Here is a 17344-nt window from a genome sequence, read left to right as displayed (position 1 = left end):
TGCAGTGCGCAGTCGGTCAGCCAGTCGCTGACCCCTCCACCCGCTCATCCCGCGCTCGGCCGACTCCGGCCCACAGGACGAGCAGCGCCGGCGCGAGGACGAGCGCCGCGGCGGCCGGGATCGCCGTGCCCGAGTCGTTGAGCAGGAAGCCGACCGTGAGCGCGACGACGAGCCCGATGAGGCCGACGCGCAGCCCGGGGTAGGTGGCCATCAGTGGCTGGACCCGTTGTCCCGCAGCGCTGCTCGGGCGCGCGAGCACCCAGATGACGACGACGAGCACGACCGGCACGAGCAGTGCCGTGCGCTCCGGGCCGAGCAGCAGGTCGACATTGGTCTCGAGCTTGCGCACGAGGATCCCCCACGCGTCGCCGTCGAGCAGGCTCTGGAAGAAGCGGCCGAGATGGGTGCGCTGCTCCTCGGGCCGCAGCCAGTCCGCACCGGCCATCGCGAGGAAGCCGACGCCCGTCACCACACCGATCCCGACGACCCGCGTCCAGGTGAGCCGCACGCCCGCGACCGCGAGCACGAGGTATCCGACCGACGGGATGAGCGCGAGCGCCCCGCCGCCGTCGGCCCCGAGCCAGGCGTCGACGACGAAGGTCGCCCCGCCCACGACGGCGACGACGAGCGCGGCGGTGCGGCGGGCCCCCTTCGTGCCGAAGGGGGCCGCCTCGGCAGCAGGTGCCCGCCCCGAACTCTGCAGGACCCTAGGGTCTTGCAAGGTTCGGTCGGACGAACTCTGCATAACCCTGGGGTCGTGCAGAGTTGGGGCGACCAGCGCGGCCATGAGGAGGAAGGCCGCGGCGACGAAGATCGCGAAGGGGACGTTGCCGAAGCCGTGGAAGCGGCCGCCGTCCAGCGGCAGCAGACCGAGGACGGAGAGCATCGTCATCCGTCCGCGGCCGACGAGCAGGTCGCCGGCGAGCAGCAGCCACGTGACGGCGGAGAGCACGGCGACCCCGACGAGCGCGACGGCCGGACCCTCGGCGAGCCATCGGGGCCGGGCCCGGCGGAGCACCGCGAGGACGGCGGCGAGGGTGAGCGCGAGGAGCGCCAGGTCGATGACCGCCAGGCGCAGCACGAAGGCGCCCATCGGGTGGTCGGAGTCGAACCAGCGGGTCGTCGTCAGCAGATAGGTGGAGGCCGGCACGGCCATCGCGGCGAGCCCGACGAGACCGGCGGCACGGGGCACGACCGGTCGCCAGCGGCGGGGCCCGACGCGCAGCAGGACGAGGGGGAGCGCGAGCAGGCCGACGAGACCGAAACCGAAACCGCGGAAGAAGGGCGGGATGACCCGGTCGGCCTCCTGCAGCTGGGCGTCGTCGTCGACGAGCGTCGCGAGCCGGTCGGCGAAGGGGGCGCCGTCGTCGACCGGCACGAGCTGCCGCCCGGCGAGCCCCGGGGGCGGGGTGAAGCCGGCCGTCGCGAGCGCCGTGTGGGTGACGTCGGCGACCTGCCCCATCTCGTCGCGGGTCGTCGAGTCGGAGTGCAGCCAGCCGGAGGGGATGCCGGCGCCGCCCATCGCGAGCACCCGCAGCCCCGGCTGCCCGCCGTCGTCGGACAGGCCGGCGAGGACGACGACCGTGTCGGAGTGCGCCCCGGCGACGACGTCGGCGACGACGTCGTCGACGGCCTCGACCTGACGGGTGCGCACTGTGTCCTGCGAGCTTCCCTTCGAGGCTCCTTCGTCGCTCCTCAGGGAGCGGGAGGAGGGCACGGTGATGGCCGGCGCCCCGACGAGGGTGATCGCGCAGGTCTCGTTGACCCCCGGATCACCGGACCGCACGACGCCGTCGCGGTCGGCCATCGCGAGGACGGCACCGGCACCGCTGCCGTCGATGCACCCACCGGCCTCGTGGACGGTCGAGGCGAGGGTGCCGATCCGTGCGTCGAAGCCCTGCGCGGCCACCCCCTTCGCCAGGTCCTGCCAGTAGCCGTGGTCCATCTCCACGGCCATCAGCTCCGGGCCGGGGTCGGGCAGGGTCGGCAGCGGCGAGCAGTGCGGCAGCGCCCGGGGGTCGGACCGCAGCTCGCCGCGGGTGACGTCGCGGGGCTCGGCCGCCCGGGTGCCCGCGGACAGGCCGAGCCAGCCGTCGGTCGGGCAGGAGGTGAAGTACGTCGAGCGGACGTTGAGGTTGGCGACGGCCGCCCCCGCGGCGAAGCTCGTGATCGCCGGCGCCTGCTCCTCGGTCACGTCCTTCCACGACAGGCCGGGCGCCCCGATGACGATGACATCGCGCGCCCCGGCCTCCACCCCGCTCACGTCTCGCTCGCTCTCTTGACGAAGGGAGTCAGCCCCCACCGGCCCCGCGGCGAGCCCGACGAGGACGAGCACGGCCAGCAGGAGGGTGAGCGCACCCCGACGACGAAGGTGCGAGCCGCTGACCATGGACCCACCGTAGTGACCGGCGGCGCCGACCCGGACGACCTGCGGCGTGGGCGCGTGGCGGTCGGACACAATGGCCGCATGCGCCGCCTGAGCCGCCCCCACCTCCTCCTCGGGGTCGTGCTCTTCGTGCTCATCGCGGCCTGGCCCGTGGCGAAGTTCCTCGTCTTCTTCCCCCAGGACCAGTGGCAGGTCGACGTGCAGGTCTACCGCGAGGGCGGCCTGTCGATCCTCCAGGGGCGCGACATCTACGCGCAGATGACCCAGCCACCGCAGCTGCTGCCCTTCACCTACCCGCCCATCGCGGCCTTCCTCTCGGTGCCGCTCGCGCTCGTCCCCTTCGCGGTCGCGGCGTGGGGCTGGACCATCGCCCAGCTCCTCGCCGACGTCGCGATCGTGTGGTTCGCCTGGTACCGGCTGCGCGAGCGGGTCGGGGTGTGGGCGCCGGTGCTCGTCGGGGTCGTCGCCGCGGGCTTCCTGTGGACCCAGCCGGTCGGCGACGGGATCCGCTTCGCACAGGTCAACGCCTTCCTCGTCCTCGCCTGCCTGCTCGACCTGCAGCGCCCCCGGCAGCGGTGGCTCATGACGGTCCCGCCGGGCGTGCTCGTCGGCCTCGCGATGGCGATCAAGCTGACCCCCGGAGTCTTCGTCATCCACTACCTGCTCAACAGGCGCTGGCGCGAGGCCGGCTGGGCGGTCGGCACCGCGACCTTCGTCTCGCTCGCCGCGTGGTTCGTCCTGCCGCAGGCCTCCTTCGCCTTCTGGGGCGGGGCGCTGTCGGACCCGACCCGGCTGGGGCCCAACGACGGCTCGGCCAACCAGTCCTTCCGCGCGACCCTGCTACGCTGCGGGATCGCCGACGGGCCCGAGCTGCTCCTCGCCTGGGCGCCGTGGCTTCTCGTCATGGGTGTCGTCGTCTTCTGGGTCGCCCGGCGGGCGTACCGGCAGGGCGACTGGGTCGCCGAGGCGGCGGCGGTCGGGCTCGCCGGCTTCCTGCTCTCGCCCGTCTCGTGGGTGCACCACCTGCACTGGATCATGGTCGTCGTCCCGGCGATCCTCGGCCCGGCGGTCGCCCGCTGGCGACGCCCGGACTGGCCCCGCGTCGGGGCTGCGGCCGTCGTCGTCGCGTGGTTCGTCTGCACGATGCCCTTCTGGGGCGTGCTGTGGAAGCGCGAGATGCGCCAGCCCACCTGGGTCGGCGACCTGCTCGTCGAGGGCAATGTCATCGGCAGCGTCGTCGTCCTCGCGCTGCTCGCGTGGGCGGTCCGGCGCACGGACCGTGAGATGCCGGCCACGGCACCCGAGCCGGCGCCTAGGGTGACGGCATGACCGCCGTCGAGATCGCCCTGCTGTGCGGGCTGGTCGTCGCGCTGGCGGTCGCCGCCGTCGCGCTCGCCGCATCCCGGCGGCTCGCGGCGCGGGTCGCCGAGCTCGAGCACCGGTCGCCGATCGGTGAAGGTGACCTCGCCTCCCTTCGTCACGACATCGCGCAGGCCCTGCGGCATGTGGCCGTCGTGCGCTACGACGCCTTCGGCGACATGGGCGGACGGCTGAGCTTCTCCGCCGCGATCATCGATGACGCCGGCGACGGGCTCGTCGTCAGCAGCATCCACGGGCGCGGCGAGTCGCGGACCTATGCCAAGGGCGTCGTCGGTGGCGATGCCGACGCCACCCTCACCCCCGAGGAGCGCCAGGCGCTCGCCGCGGCCCGCACCGGGTCACCGGACGCCTGACCCCCTTCGTCCATCCAGGAGGAGACATGACCCGCTACGCCTACCTCGGTCCCGAGGGCACCTTCACCCAGCAGGCGCTGCTGTCGTGGGTCGGCGCCGCGGAGCACGAGCAGGTGCCGCTCGGGTCGGTCGACGCGGCCCTCGAGGCGCTGCGCTCCGGTGACGTCGACGCGGCGGTCGTGCCGATCGAGAACAGCGTCGAAGGGGGTGTCTCAGCCACCCTCGACGCCCTCGCCTCGGGCGACCCTCTAATCGTCGTGGGCGAGGTGCTGGTGCCGATCACCTTCGTCGCGTGCGGTCGGCCCGGCACGAGCCTGGCCGCGGCCCGCGCCATCGGCACCCACAGCCATGCCTGGGCGCAGGTGCGGGGGTGGGCCGCCCGCACGGCGCCGCAGGCGATCTACGTGCCGACGCTGTCGACCGCGTCGGCGGCCAAGGACCTCGCCGAGCACCCCGACGACCTCGGCTACGAGGTTGCCGTCTGCGCGCCGATCGCGGCGGAGCACTTCGGCCTCGAGGTGCTCGCCCACGACATCGGTGACATGACCAATGCGGTGACCCGCTTCGTGATCGTCTCCCGGCCCGACTGGCTGCCGGCGCCGACCGGGCGCGACAAGACGACCGTCGTGCTCTACCAGCGCAGCGACCGGGCCGGCGGCCTGCTCGAGCTGCTCGAGCAGTTCGCCGTGCGGGGCATCAACATGACCCGGCTGGAGTCCCGGCCCACGAAGGAGTCGATGGGCTCCTACTGCTTCTCGATCGACCTCGAGGGGCACGTGCAGGACGAACGGGTCGGGGCCGCGCTGATGAGCCTGCACCGGGTGTGCGCCGACGTCCGCTTCCTCGGGTCCTACCCCGCGGCCGCCGACACCCCGATCTCGGTCGACCCGATCACGAGCGACGCGGCCTTCGTCGCCGCGCGGCAATGGCTCGACCGGCTGCGCCGGCTGGGGGGCTGACGGGCTGACGCGGGGAGGTCGTCCCGGCTGCGCGCGCAGAAGCCGTTGCTCCGTGCGACGAACCAGCCGGTGGGCGGGAGCATCACGCCCGGCCTCCGCCCCCTACGCCACTGCTCCGTACGACGAGCCACCCGCGTGCCCAAGGTACGGAGCAACGGCGTAGCGCACCGACCAGCCCCACATGCGTGCGTGGCCATCCCGCGTGCTCAGAGCACGGAGCAGCGGCGTAGCGCGCCATACGGCCCGCATGGGCACCCGCGGCCAAGGCCCCGCCGGCTGCGAGCCCATACGCCGTTGCTCCGTACGACGGGTCACCCCTTCCGCGCCAGCAGCTCCTCGCACCAGTCGAGCAGCCGGGCCATCAGCGCGGCCGACTCCGGCAGCCGCGCGTCGGAGAGGTACGAGTGCCACAGCCCTTCGGCGAGCACGAGGTCGGCCTCGCCACCGGCAGCCCGCCAGGCGGTGTGGATCCGCGCGGTGTCCGAGAGGAAGAGGTCGCGCGTGCCGGTCGTGAAGATCGCCGGCGGCAGCGTCTCGCCCGACCAGTCCGCGTGCACCGGCGAGACGAGCGGGTCGAGCAGGTCGGCCCGCCCGGCATAGGCCCACGCGAAGCGCTCCTGCTGCCCGCGCCACCGCAGGTAGGCGTCACGGCCTTCGTTGACGCGATAGGAGTCACCCTCCCCCGCCAGATCGCCGAAGGGGGTCAGCCCCACCACCCCGAGGGGCAGCGGCAGGTCGTCACCCGCCGCACGTCGCTCCCGGATCCGTTGCAACACACCGAGGGCGAGGTTGGCCCCGGCGGAGACCCCGCCGAGCAGCACCCGCGGCCCGCGCTCGCGCACCCCGGCCTCGTAGGCGGCCAGGCAGTGCTCGATCGCCACCGGGAAGCGCGCCTCCGGCGCGAGCGGGTACTCGACCGAGACGACCGGACGCCCCAGCCCGGCGGCCAGCCGCAGCCCGGTCCCGTCACGTGCCGACCCCCAGCAGAAGCCGCCCCCGTGCACCCACAGCACCCACGCCTCCGCCCGCCCGGCCTCGCCCTCCCAACTCTGCAAAACCCTAGGGTTTTGCAGAGTTGTGTCCGGCGCCCCGGCCAGTGCCCCGGCGACCGTCATCACCAGGTCGCCGCGGGCGTCCGGGGCGACGTCCACGCCCAGGGCCGCACGATCGGTCTCGAAGCCCGCGAGGCGGGCGTCAGCCCCCTTCGTCCGCAGCCAGCGGGTGATCCGGGGCGTGAGCGGCCACCGGTGCACCCGGTTGTCCGCCTCGGCCGCGGCGGCCACCGCCACCGAGCTCACCGTCGGCGGGAACCACGGCTTCACAGGTGCTCGCGTCCGCTGATGCGCGTATCGACCCAGTGGTTGACCTCGCCCCACCGCGCGTCGAGCCACTCGGCGACCTCGTCGCCGTCGGTCGGCACGTCCTCGCTGCGATAGGTGCGGCCGCGGATGAGCAGCCGGTTGCGGAAGGGCACGGCGCGGATCACGGCGCCCGGCCCGGAGATCATGTCGAGCCCGGTGTGCGAGATGACCATGACGTCGGCGTCCGGCGCGTGCTGGCGCATCGACGCGACGCCGCGGGAGCGCGCCTCGAGCACCCAGGGCCGCGCCACGGCGGTCGCCAGCCGGTCGGCCTCACCCTGCTCGCGCAGCTTGCGCACCTGGTCCTCGTGACGCTCGCGGGTCCAGTTGCGCCCCTCGGGGAAGATGAGCATCGCGTCCTTGGCCGAGAGGGTCGAGGCGAGGGTGGCGACCCCCTTCGTCCGGTCGTCGCCGGCACCGGAGCGCGACGGCACGAAGTAGGAGTCCAGCCGCTGCAGCACCATCGCGATGCCCGGGTCCCAGAGCATCGCGTCGGCGAGGACGATCCGCGGGATGCGGCCGGCGGTGCCTGCGAGCAGCCAGGCGATGGCCAGCGAGTCGGCGGGCCCGGCGTGCCGCGAGATGACGACGAGCGGGTGGCCGGGGCGCCCCACGGTCATCTCGCCCTCGATCTCGATGTGGAACCCGACGACCTTCTTGGCCGTGTAGAGCACGTTGTTGAGCGCCCGCTGGATCAGCGCGAGGTGGTCGGCGTCCCACGTCGGGCTCGTGCCGCGCGGCGAGCGCAACCGCAGGTACCAGCACTCGACGACGAGACCGATGTCCTCCCACATGACGTAGACGGTGAGGAAGAGACAGCGCAGCAGCGCCAGGTGCCGGTCCCACGGCCACAGCAGGAGCAGGAAGGGCGCGACGATGCAGAAGAGCAGCGACATGACGATGCCGAAGAGCGGGTAGATCGCCTGCAGGACGATCCGCAGCCACAGCGGCGGTGCCCCGAGCGAAGGGAGGGCACTGACCCTCATCGCGTGGTCCCGTCGAGGTAGGCGTTCGTCGCGTCGAAGGCGCGCGCCATCCGGTCCTCGACCTTGGCCACCGTCCCGCGGCCGAGTGGCACCGAGGTCGTCGGCGCCTTGTCGGTCCCGCTCGGCAGCACGTGCAGGCGCACCGAGTCGGGCACCTCGGCGATCTCCTCGACGAAGCGGTGCCGTCGGGCGATCTCGAAGGCGACGAGACCGACGTCGAGAGGGTTGGTCGGCGCGGAGAGCAGCTGCTCGACCCGGCCCACCTGCAGCACGTGGATCTCGGTGGCGCCCAGGGCGATCGCGCGCCCGACGGGGATCGAGTGCACGAGCCCGCCGTCGTAGTAGTGCGCGCCGTCGATCTCGACGGGCGCGAAGAGCCCCGGGACGGCACAGCTGGCGGCCACGGCGGTGGCGATCGGCCCGGAGGTGAACCACCGCGAGGCGGAGCTCTCGATCTCGGCGGCGACGCACTGGAAGGGCACCGGCAGGTCCTCGACGAGGTCGACGCCCAGGTGGCGCTCGACGAGCCCCGGGATCAGGCCCGGGCGCATGACGTGGGTGCCGTAGCGCGCGAAGCGGGCGGCCTGGCGCACCGGATTTTCGCTCATCTCGCCGGAGCGGACGACGTCACGCCACAGCTCCTCGAGCCGGGCGACCCCCTCGGCCGTCGGGTCGGCGGCGACGAAGGCGCCGTTGACCGAGCCGATGCTCGTGCCGACGACCAGGTCGGGGGTGATGCCCGCGGCGAGGAGCGCGCGCAGCATGCCGACCTGGGTGGCTCCGAGGACACCGCCTCCGCCGAGGACGAAGGCGGTCATGGACATGGGCGTCAGATTACTGGGCGGGGGTGTCGGCCCGCGGGTCGGAACCGTCCTGGGGGATGACGTCGACGCCGACCTTGAGGCTGGAGCCACCCCCTTCGCCGAAGATCACGCCCTTGAGCGGCGAGACGTCGCGGAAGTCGCGCCCCCACCCCGTGACGATGTAGCGCGAGTCGGCGAAGTGGTTGTTCGTCGGGTCGAGGTCGACCCAGTCGCCGTCCGGCGTCATCGCGGCGACCCAGGCGTGCGAGGCGTCGGAACCCTGGAGCTTGACCTTGCCCGGGGCCGGGCGGGTCTCGATGTAGCCCGAGACGTAGCGGCCGGGGATGCCGACGGCGCGCAGGCAGCCGGCGGCGAGGTGGGCAAAGTCCTGGCAGACACCTTCGCGCTGGGCGAGCAGCTCGGGCAGCGTCGTCTTGACGCTCGTCGTGCCCTTGGCATAGCGGAAGTCGCGGTAGATGTCGGCGTAGAGCGCCACGAGAGCCTCGCCGAAGGGCCGGTCCGGCGGCAGGATGCCGGCCGAGTAGGCGACCACCTCGGGCGCGATCTCGACGAGCGCGGACGGCAGGAGGTACTGGGCGGCTTCGGCGCGGTCGATGCCCTCACCCGCCGCGAGCAGCTCGGCGGCCTCGGCGACGGTCCACTGGCCCAGCCGCTCCATGTCGGGGGCCGGCCACTCGATCTCCATGAGGCTGACCTTGTTGACGTCGAGGACCGTGTGCGGCGTGCGCACCTCGAAGAAGCTCGAGTGGTTGCCGAAGTGGTCGACGTGCTCGGTGAGGATGTGCGGCTCCGGCGAGATCTCCACCCGGTGCTCGAGAACCCGCTGCTGCCCGGTCTCCCTGGGGCGCAGCAGCGCCCGACCGAAGGAGTCGGTGACGTACTCCTCGTAGGTGTAGGTCGTGCGGTGGCGCACCTCGTACTGACGAAGGGTGTGGTGCTCCGGCTTGATCACGGGGACCGTGGGGTCGCCGGTGGCGACCGGCTCGGGAGCCGGCGGCCGCTCGGGGACGGCCGACTCCCCCTTCGGCTTGACGACGTCGGGGCTGGACTGGTCGACAGGAGGCTGCTCGTCGGTGCTCACCAGGTCTCCTCCCCGCCGTTCCACTGCACCCACTGGACGTTGCGGCCCGGGGTCTTGCGCTGGAAGTAGGCCCGGTCGATGGACCGGTGCGTCTCGCGCAGGTCGGTGCCGAGCCGGGTCAGGGTGCGCACGAGGGGCGTGCGGTTGTCGGCGAAGAGCGCATCGAGGTCGAGCCCGGCGATCTGGTCGACGATGGCCCGCGCCTGCGGCAGCGCGGCCTCGTCGTCGATGAGCTCGAGCCCCTCGACGAGCCGGTCGACCTGGAAGGCGACCGAACGCGGGTTGGTCCGGTCCCGCAGGAGCAGGTCGAGGGCGGCCTGCAGCGCCGACATCCCGCCGAGGCCCGCGGTGAGCCGACGGCGATAGGTGATGACCGACTCGGCGGCGAGGAGGGCTGCCTCGGTGGTCGTGCCCTCGACGACGGGGGTGCGCTCGACGGCGATGACCGAGGCGAGCAGCCGGATCGTCTGCTGGGCCCGCTCGACGCGCTTGCCGGCGTCGGCGAAGGCCCAGGCCGGGTCGCGGATGAGGGACTCGACGCCGATGCCCGCGAGCGCGAGCAGGCCTTCGATCGTCTCCATGAGCAGCTCCTGCAGGTCGTCCTGGGGGACGGCGTGCTGCAGGGTCCGCTCGAGGCGCGACATGACCAGCCAGGTGTCGAGCGACAGGCTCTCGCGCACGGCCTGGGCGGCGATGACGGCGCGGTGGGTGGCATAGGCAACCGACCCGACGATCCGCGGGTCGAGCGTCAGCTCGCGCAGGTGCGGCAGCGGATCCGCCCGGCGCTCCTGCGCCTCCTCGCCGATGAACCCCGGGCGCACGGCCATGACCTCGGTGACCGCCCCGAGGATCGCGAGCATCGCGGCGTGGCCGGTCGTGCCGGGGCGGGCGGCGTGGTCGTCGACGAGGTTGTCGGCGACGCGCAGCAGACGGGCGGCCGCTTCGGCGCGCTCGGCGTAGCGGCCCATCCAGTAGAGGTCGGCGGCGACACGGGGGGCCGGTGCGGCATAGCCGGCCGCGCTCGTGCCCTCGAGCAGGCTGGAGACGGGGAGGACCTCGCCCTCGGTCCGCGGGGTCTCGCTGTCGACGCGGACCCACACGTCCTTGCTCATCGCGCCGGTGAGGCTCGAGATCTCGCCGGAGTCGGCCCGCACCGAGACGCGGCCGAGGCCGCCGGGCATGACGGCGTAGTCCTCCTCGTCGGCGACGGCGAAGGTGCGCAGCACGACATGGCGCGGCTCGAGGCCGCCGGCGGTGACGACCGGGGCGGTCGACATCGTCAGGGGGTCCTGCGCGGTCCAGCGCCACGGCTCCGCCTGAATGCGCATCGCGAGGTCGTCGCGCTCCTGAGCGCTCAGCTGCCAGCCGAAGATCGAGTTGGTCGCGCCGCTGCGGGAGGCCGGCTTGACGACGAGGCTGCCCAGCTGGGTGACGATGTGGCTCAGGTGGGTCGGGTCGCCGGCCCACCAGGTCTGCGTGGAGGCGAGGAGCAGGTCCTCGCCGAGGACCTGGCGGCAGATCTGCGGCAGATAGGGGATGAGCGCAGGGTTTTCGAGGACGCCCGAGGAGATCGGGTTGACGACCGAGACATTGCCCAGCCGGGCGGCCTCGACGAGGCCGGGCAGGCCGAGGCGCGAGTCGCCGCGCAGGTCGAGCTGGTCAATGGCATCGCCCTCGACGCGGCGCATGATGACGTCGACCGGGGTCAGCCCGGAGGTCGTGCGCATCCAGATCCGCCCGTCGCGGCTGACGAGGTCCTCGGACTCGACGACGGGCACACCGAGCACGGTGGACTGCAGCGCCTCGTCGAAGGCCGCGGCGCTCAGGGCGCCGGGGGTGAGGATGACGACGCGCGGGACGTCGTCGGTCTGCGGGGCGGCGGCGACGAGCGCCTTCTGCACCTGGAAGAAGAAACCGCGCAGCCGGGCGAGGTCGACCTGGCGGTGCAGGTCGGGCAGGACGCGCGCGATGATCCGACGGTTGGCCATCGCGTAGCCGGCGCCGCTCGGGGCCTGGGTGCGGTCGGCGAAGACGCGCCAGGTGCCGTTGCGGTCCCGGGCGAGGTCCATCGCGGGCATGACGAGCTGGCGAGGGCCGGGCAGCTGGATCCCGTCGGCCTGCGGCAGCCAGCCGTCGTGGCCGTAGACCGCCGCCCCGGGGACGACGCCGTCGCGCACCAGTCGCTGCTCGCCGGTGAGGTCGGTGAGCACGGCGTCGAGGAGTGCGGCCCGCTGGCGCACGCCCTGCTCGAGGGTGCTCCACTCGCCGGCGCCAAACGTCAGCGGCAGCGGGTCGAGCTCCCACTCGCGCGGCTCGGTCGGGATCTGCCGGCCCTCGGCGGCCGCGTCCTCGTCGGGGGTGATGCTCGCGCCGTAGGTGATGCCGTCGTCGGCGACGAAGCGCCGGGCCGCAGCTCGGGCCGCGAGCAGCGCCGTCAGCCCGGCCCCGCCGACCTGGTCGGCGAGCGGCTCGGAGGCCTCACGAACCCCCTCGAGCGTCACGAGCTCGTCGACGCCGTCGCTGCTCGTGACGACATCGCGGTAGTCGTCGATCAGGCCTGAGGAGGTCTCTGCGCTGGCCGCTGCGGACATGTGGCGACACTAACGCGGTTGGGTGGGCGGGCCCGAACCTCATCCGCACCACGATTCTCGGGTCACCCGAGAAACTGCCCCTTCGCAAGAGTTTCAAACCCTTGCGGAGGGGCAGTTTGTCTTGCTGAGTTGCCGCGAAGGGGGGGTCAGCCCCGGCCGTGCCCCCGCCCCACGGTCGTGTCGACCCACACCAGGCGGTGGTCGCTCGTCGGGAAGGGGTAGCTGCCGGTGAGTCGGTACAGGGGGCTGTCGCTCGTGGGCCAGAAGACCCGCGCGTCCCGGATCGGCAGGTCGTTGCTCGGCAGAACGTAGTCGGCACGGATGTTGCCCGGCGGCTCGGCGAAGTCGGCCGTGTCCTGCGCCGGGTCGCCGACGTGCTCGTCGTTGATCCCGCCCTGCTGCTCGCTCGCCTCGACGGCGCCGTCGCTCGTCGGCGTCTTCGAGGTGTTGACCCGCGGGTGGTCGAGCAGCTGGTGGATCGCGTTGTCGGTGCTGTCGCCGTCGTCGGGGTCGGCGTTCTGGTCGCCCGCGATGACGAAGCTCGCGCCCTGCGAGAGGCCACCTCGCCCCCCTTCGTCGTCCCGGATCCAGCGCGCGTCCCTGCCGCCGGAGACGTAGTCCGCCCAGAAGCGGATCTCGTCGGCATTGCGCCGCCCGTTGCGGTCCTCGGGCCCGTCGAAGGTGGGCGGCGTCGGGTGGCTCGTGAGGACGTGGACGGTCCTGGTGCCGATGCGGATCGGCAGGTCCCAGTGGCTCTTGCTGCTCAGCCGCAGGTCGGCCTGCTCGGCGGGCGAGTACCAGTCGGTGGGCATGCGGTTGCCGGGCATGTCCTGCCACTTCTGCAGCTGGAAGGTGCGCACCTTGGCGGCGTCGATCGGGTACTTGCTGTAGACGACCATGCCGTACTGCCCGGGGAAGAGCCCGAAGCCGTAGGCGTCGTCGCCCCCGCCGACGGTCCCGTCGTTGTTGAGGTCGTGCCCGCTCGGCACGCCCGTGTTGCTCGGCGCGATGTAGTGGTAGGGGTAGTCCACGGGGTCCGCGCCGCGCTGGCCGACGGCCAGGTAGTTGTCGCGGAAGAGGCGAGCGGCCTTGCGGGAGTAGTCGAACTCGTTGACCAGCACGACGTCGGGGTTGGCCCGCTGGATCGTCTCGGCGACATTGCGCGCCTGCTCGTTGTGCCCGGTCGACAGGTCCCGCTCGAGCTGACCCTCGGTGGCCCGGTTGAGCGAGGCGTTGAAGGTCGCGAAGCGCACCTCCTCGGGTCCGGGGCGGGCGGCGGTGGCCGGGGGGGCCAGGGTCAGGGCGAGGGCGGCGGCTCCGGCGAGCGCGCCGGCCGTGCGGATGCGTGGCGTCATGCGCCCGACGCTAGGGCCGAAGGGAGAACGCCGCCTGACGAGCACACGAACACCTCCCGCGCTTCGCAAAGGGCTTTTTGCAAACAAACCTTTGCGGTCTACGATGCCTCTCATGGACCCCGTCACCCCCGGCGTCACCCAGCTGCGCGCGCTGACCCACCCGGTGCGCATGCGCATCCTCGGTCTGCTCCGCACGCTCGGGCCGGCGACGGCCAGCCAGGTCGCCCGCCGCCTCGGGCTCAACTCGGGCGCGACGAGCTATCACCTGCGACAGCTGGCGGAGCACGGCTTCGTCGAGGAGGCGAGCGACCTCGGCAACAACCGCGAGCGGTGGTGGCGGGCGAGCGCGATGACGACCTCCGTCCGCGACGACGACGTGACGACGGACGAAGGGAGGGACGCCACCGACGCCTTCCACCAGCTCGCGGTGACGCACTCCGCGGCCCGGATGCAGGCGTCCGCCGCACGGCGGGGCGGCGAGAGCGAGCAGTGGCGTCCGCTCACCTCGGTGAGCGACCTGCAGGTGCCGGTGACCGTCGAGCAGGCGGCCGTGATCCAGTCCCGCTTCGAGCAGCTGCTGTGGGAGGTGCTGGCGGAGTTCCCCCCGACCCCGGGGGACCTCCCGCCCGACCAGCGCCGCTACTCCGTCATCGTGGCGAGCTTCCCCGACGACACCCCATGGGAGTCCCGATGACCGAGCCCCTCTCCCCCACCGCCGCCCGCCGGGTCTTCCTCACCCTGACGACGAGCCGCTGGCTGCCGATCGGCTTCGTCGTCGGGATCCTCGTGCTGTGGATGCTCGAGCGGGGCCTCACCCTGCCGCAGACGCTGACCGCCATGTCCGTCATCGGCTTCGTGGTCCTCGCGCTCGAGCTGCCGACCTCGGGCTTCGCCGACGCGCTCGGACGACGACCGGTGCTCATCGCGGCGGCCCTGGCCAATGTCGCTTCGCTCTTCGCCTTCCTCCTGGCCGACTCCTTCGCCGGCTTCGTCGTCGTCGCCGCGCTCATGGGGGTCTTCCGCGCGCTGGACTCGGGGCCTCTGGAGGCCTGGTACGTCGACACCGTGCACCGGACCGAGCCCGGGGCCGACGTCGACCAGGACCTCTCGCGCGCCGGGACCGTCGTCGGGCTCGGCATGGCCGCCAGCTCGGTCGTCTCCGGCGGGCTCGTCGCCTGGCACCCGGTCTCCTCCCACTCGGCGCTGTGGCTGCCTGTGCTCATCTGCGCCGTGCTCTCGGTGGTGCACCTCGTGGCCGTCGTCGTCCTCCTGCGCGAGCCGGTCGTCCACCTGGACTCGACGGGCTGGTCGCGGGCCGTGGCCTCGGCCAAGGAGACCCCGGGGGTCATCGGCTCCGGGCTGGCGCTCGTCCGGGACAACCCCGTGCTGCGGGGCCTCGTGCTGCTCGAGTGCTTCTGGTCCACGGCGATGATCGGGATGGAAAACCTCACCCCGGTGCGCATGGCCGAGCTGCTCGGCGGCGAGGACCACGCGGGCGTCATCATGGGCCCGCTCGCCGCCGGCGCCTGGGCGGTCTTCGCCCTCGGTGCCCGGATCTCCGGGTGGCTCTCGGCGCGCTGGGGTGTGGCCCGCGCGGCCATCATCGGCCGCGTGGCGCACAGCCTGCTCAGCGTGACCCTCGCTCTGGCCATCGGCCCGGTCGGGCTGGTCGTCGCCCACCTGATGGCCTACACCGGCCACGGAGTGCAGGGACCCGCCTACAACACGCTCCTGCACCGCGAGGCCAGCGCGAAGAACCGGGCCACCGTGCTGTCGCTGGCCTCGATGTGCGGCTTCGGCGCCTTCTCGGTGGCCATGCCCCTCGTCGGCCTGCTCGCCGACGCGACGTCGACCTCGGTCGCCATGGCCGTCTCCGGGGTCTTCGGCCTCGGTGGCGTCTGGTGCCTGCTGCCGGCCCTGCGCGCCGAGCGTCGCCGCCCTTCGCTCGCTGAGGCCGCTCCCGCCGGCCGAGCCGAGGTGCCCACGACCGAATAGGCAGACCCGGATACCTCGACCCGCCAGCAGCGGCGCCGGGGCCTCACAGGGTCCGCGAGATCAGCTCCTTCATGATCTCGTTGGTCCCGCCGTAGATCTTCTGCACGCGCGCGCCGGCGTAGAGGCGGGCGATGGGGTACTCGAGCATGTAGCCGTAGCCGCCGAAGAGCTGCAGGCACCGGTCGATGACCTCGCACTGGACGTCGGTCGTCCAGTACTTCGCCCGCGAGGCGGTCGCGGCGTCGAGCCTGCCGTCGATGTGCAGGGCGACGCAGTGGTCGAGGAAGGTGCGCGCCGCCATGACGTCGGTCGAGACCTCGGCGAGGGTGAAGCGCGTGTTCTGGAAGGCGCTGATCGGCTTGCCGAAGGCGGTGCGCTCCTTGGTGTAGGCGACCGCGAGGTCCACGGCGAGCTCGGCGGAGGCCACCGCGCCGACGGCGATCGCCAGCCGCTCCTGCGGCAGCTGCATCATCAGCTGGTAGAAGCCCTGGCCCTCCTCCTCGCCGAGCAGGTTGGCCACGGGCACCCGCATGTCGGTGAAGGCCAGCTCGCGGGTGTCCTGCCCGTGCTGACCGACCTTCTGCAGCACCCGCCCGCGCTCGAAGCCCTCGAGACCGTCGACCTCGGCCACGATGAGCGAGATCCCTTGTGCCCCTTCGCCGCCCGTGCGCGCGACGATAACGACGAGACCGGCGTGCGAGGAGTTGGTGATGAAGGTCTTCGACCCGTTGATGACGTAGTGGTCGCCCTCGCGCCGGGCCGTGGTCTTGACGGCTTGCAGGTCCGACCCGGTGCCCGGCTCGGTCATCGCGATGGCGCCGACGAGCTCGCCAGAGGCCATCCGCGGCAGCCAGCGCTGCTTCTGCTCCTCGGACCCGTAGGCGAGCAGGTAGTGCGCGACGATCGACGAGTGCACGGAGTAGCCGAAGGCGTCGTCGCCGGCCCGCCCCTGCTCCCACATCACGGCCGCCTCGTGGGCGAAGCTGCCGCCACCGCCGCCGTACTCCTGCGGGATCGAGATGCAGAGCAGGCCCGCGGCCCCCGCGGCCAGCCAGGTCTCCTTGTCGACCTGGTGCTGCTCGGCGAAGCGCTCCGCGTGCGGCGTCACCTCCCGCGCGAAGAAGGTGCGGGCGAGGGTGAGCACGTCGGCCACCTCGTCCTGCATCCACGGGGAGACATAGGGCTGGGGCATGAGGATCTCGGGCATCGTTGCCTTCGGGTCGGGGTCGGTCAGCTGGAGCGAAGGGGGGCGAGCGGCACGTCGTGCTCCGCCGCCCAGGTGGCCCACTCGTCGGCCGTGCGGGTGGCGAAGACCTCCGCCAGCCGCTCCGTCGTCAGCTCCTCGGGCGCGATCCCGAGCGCCTCGACGACCCGCGCGGTGAAGTGCGGCTCGAGCGCGGCGAGCGCGATCGGTCGGTCGGCGGTGTCGTAGACGGCGTAGACCGGCAGGCCGCCGCCGAGCAGGGCACCGGGTGCGGTGAGCCCGTGCAGGAGCGGCCCGGCGATCGTCTGCGACACGTCCGACAGGGCCACCTCGCGGCGTACCCCTTCACCCGTGCGGGACCGGGCCACGAGCGCGGCCGCGGCCTCCGCCGCCGCCCGCTCCGACCCGGCGAGGTCGACGACGAGGGTGGCGGGCATGCTCCCTTCGCCGAGCAGTCCGGTCACGGCCTGATAGGTGAGGTCGTGACCGGGGGTCTCCGCCTCGTCACCGGGGTGGCCGACGATGTCGACCTGGCAGACCTGCGGGTGCCGCGCGTGCACGGAGTCGAAGTCGAGCCCGAGCCGGCTCAGCGCCGACGGCCGCGAGCTCGTGACGAAGACGTCTGCGGCAGAGAGGAGCTCGTCGACCTCGGCCCGACCGGCGTCGGACTTCAGGTTGACCCGACGCACCTCCTGACCGACGTGCAGCTCGTCGTAGTAGTCCCTCGCGAACTGCTCCATCGGGTCACCACCCGGGGGCAGGACCGTCACGACGCTCGCCCCCTGCCCGGCCAGCCGCGCGACGGCGGCCGGCCCGGGCAGGTTGATGGCGATCGAGACGACGCGGACGCCGGTCAGGGGGCCGGTCAT

The 17344-nt window shown here is 72.9% G+C and carries 14 protein-coding genes; 5 read left to right on the top strand and 9 right to left on the bottom strand.

The genetic code is table 11. The features are described 5' to 3' along the window. Window positions 1–16: 16 nt before the first annotated feature. On the bottom strand, window positions 17–2389 hold the full coding sequence (locus NMQ01_RS00380) for a hypothetical protein (RefSeq protein WP_255184927.1): 2373 nt from the start codon (window positions 2387–2389) through the stop codon (window positions 17–19). Window positions 2390–2467: 78 nt separating this feature from the next. Between NMQ01_RS00380 and NMQ01_RS00375 the strand changes: the two genes are divergently transcribed. From NMQ01_RS00375 to pheA, 3 genes are read left to right on the top strand one after another with little or no spacing between them, the layout of a single operon-like run. Then, the gene (locus tag NMQ01_RS00375; protein WP_255184926.1) at window positions 2468–3715 is read left to right on the top strand and encodes a glycosyltransferase 87 family protein; all 1248 of its coding nucleotides are present in this window, start codon (window positions 2468–2470) and stop codon (window positions 3713–3715) included. Then, entirely contained in the window at window positions 3712–4119 is a 408-nt protein-coding gene (locus tag NMQ01_RS00370; protein WP_255184925.1) for a DUF4446 family protein, read from the top strand. The genes NMQ01_RS00375 and NMQ01_RS00370 overlap by 4 nt, the downstream gene beginning before the upstream one ends. A gap of 26 nt (window positions 4120–4145) precedes the next feature. Then, window positions 4146–5078: a prephenate dehydratase gene (pheA, locus tag NMQ01_RS00365; protein WP_255184924.1), complete on the top strand. Its 933-nt coding sequence runs from the start codon at window positions 4146–4148 to the stop codon at window positions 5076–5078. Window positions 5079–5389: 311 nt separating this feature from the next. On the opposite strand, the gene NMQ01_RS00360 is transcribed toward pheA, so the two are convergent. The 6 genes from NMQ01_RS00360 to NMQ01_RS00335 all read right to left on the bottom strand — a co-directional run bounded on the left by NMQ01_RS00360 (window position 5390) and on the right by NMQ01_RS00335 (window position 13276). Continuing rightward, a complete protein-coding gene (locus tag NMQ01_RS00360) occupies window positions 5390–6400 on the bottom strand; it encodes an alpha/beta hydrolase (protein WP_255184923.1) in 1011 nt (336 codons plus the stop codon). Further along, on the bottom strand, window positions 6397–7425 hold the full coding sequence (locus NMQ01_RS00355) for a 1-acyl-sn-glycerol-3-phosphate acyltransferase (RefSeq protein WP_255184922.1): 1029 nt from the start codon (window positions 7423–7425) through the stop codon (window positions 6397–6399). Before NMQ01_RS00355 ends, NMQ01_RS00360 begins: the two co-directional genes overlap by 4 nt. Continuing rightward, window positions 7422–8249, bottom strand: coding sequence for a patatin-like phospholipase family protein (locus tag NMQ01_RS00350; protein WP_255184921.1), 828 nt, complete (start codon window positions 8247–8249; stop codon window positions 7422–7424). The genes NMQ01_RS00355 and NMQ01_RS00350 overlap by 4 nt, the downstream gene beginning before the upstream one ends. Before the next feature lie 10 nt (window positions 8250–8259). Continuing rightward, a complete protein-coding gene (locus NMQ01_RS00345) occupies window positions 8260–9330 on the bottom strand; it encodes a transglutaminase family protein (RefSeq protein WP_255184920.1) in 1071 nt (356 codons plus the stop codon). Continuing rightward, window positions 9327–11921, bottom strand: a complete 2595-nt coding sequence (locus NMQ01_RS00340; protein ID WP_255184919.1) for a circularly permuted type 2 ATP-grasp protein — start codon at window positions 11919–11921, stop codon at window positions 9327–9329. Before NMQ01_RS00340 ends, NMQ01_RS00345 begins: the two co-directional genes overlap by 4 nt. Before the next feature lie 146 nt (window positions 11922–12067). After that, complete coding sequence (locus tag NMQ01_RS00335) at window positions 12068–13276, bottom strand: endonuclease/exonuclease/phosphatase family protein (RefSeq protein ID WP_255184918.1); 1209 nt, start codon at window positions 13274–13276, stop codon at window positions 12068–12070. 112 nt (window positions 13277–13388) lie between these two features. Here NMQ01_RS00335 and NMQ01_RS00330 point away from each other — a divergent pair, with 112 nt between their 5' ends. Next, on the top strand, window positions 13389–13970 hold the full coding sequence (locus tag NMQ01_RS00330; RefSeq protein ID WP_255184917.1) for a helix-turn-helix domain-containing protein: 582 nt from the start codon (window positions 13389–13391) through the stop codon (window positions 13968–13970). Next, window positions 13967–15271: an MFS transporter gene (locus tag NMQ01_RS00325; protein WP_255184916.1), complete on the top strand. Its 1305-nt coding sequence runs from the start codon at window positions 13967–13969 to the stop codon at window positions 15269–15271. Before NMQ01_RS00330 ends, NMQ01_RS00325 begins: the two co-directional genes overlap by 4 nt. A gap of 43 nt (window positions 15272–15314) precedes the next feature. On the opposite strand, the gene NMQ01_RS00320 is transcribed toward NMQ01_RS00325, so the two are convergent. Both NMQ01_RS00320 and NMQ01_RS00315 read right to left on the bottom strand, forming a co-directional pair. Then, on the bottom strand, window positions 15315–16478 hold the full coding sequence (locus NMQ01_RS00320; protein ID WP_255184915.1) for an acyl-CoA dehydrogenase family protein: 1164 nt from the start codon (window positions 16476–16478) through the stop codon (window positions 15315–15317). Between the two features lie 23 nt (window positions 16479–16501). Then, window positions 16502–17344: a CoA transferase gene (locus NMQ01_RS00315; RefSeq protein WP_255184914.1), complete on the bottom strand. Its 843-nt coding sequence runs from the start codon at window positions 17342–17344 to the stop codon at window positions 16502–16504.

The organism is Janibacter sp. CX7 (assembly GCF_024362365.1).
GTDB lineage: Bacteria > Actinomycetota > Actinomycetes > Actinomycetales > Dermatophilaceae > Janibacter.
The sequence above is the reverse complement of the archived record's forward strand: the minus strand, read 5'-3'. Positions and strand labels throughout refer to the sequence as shown.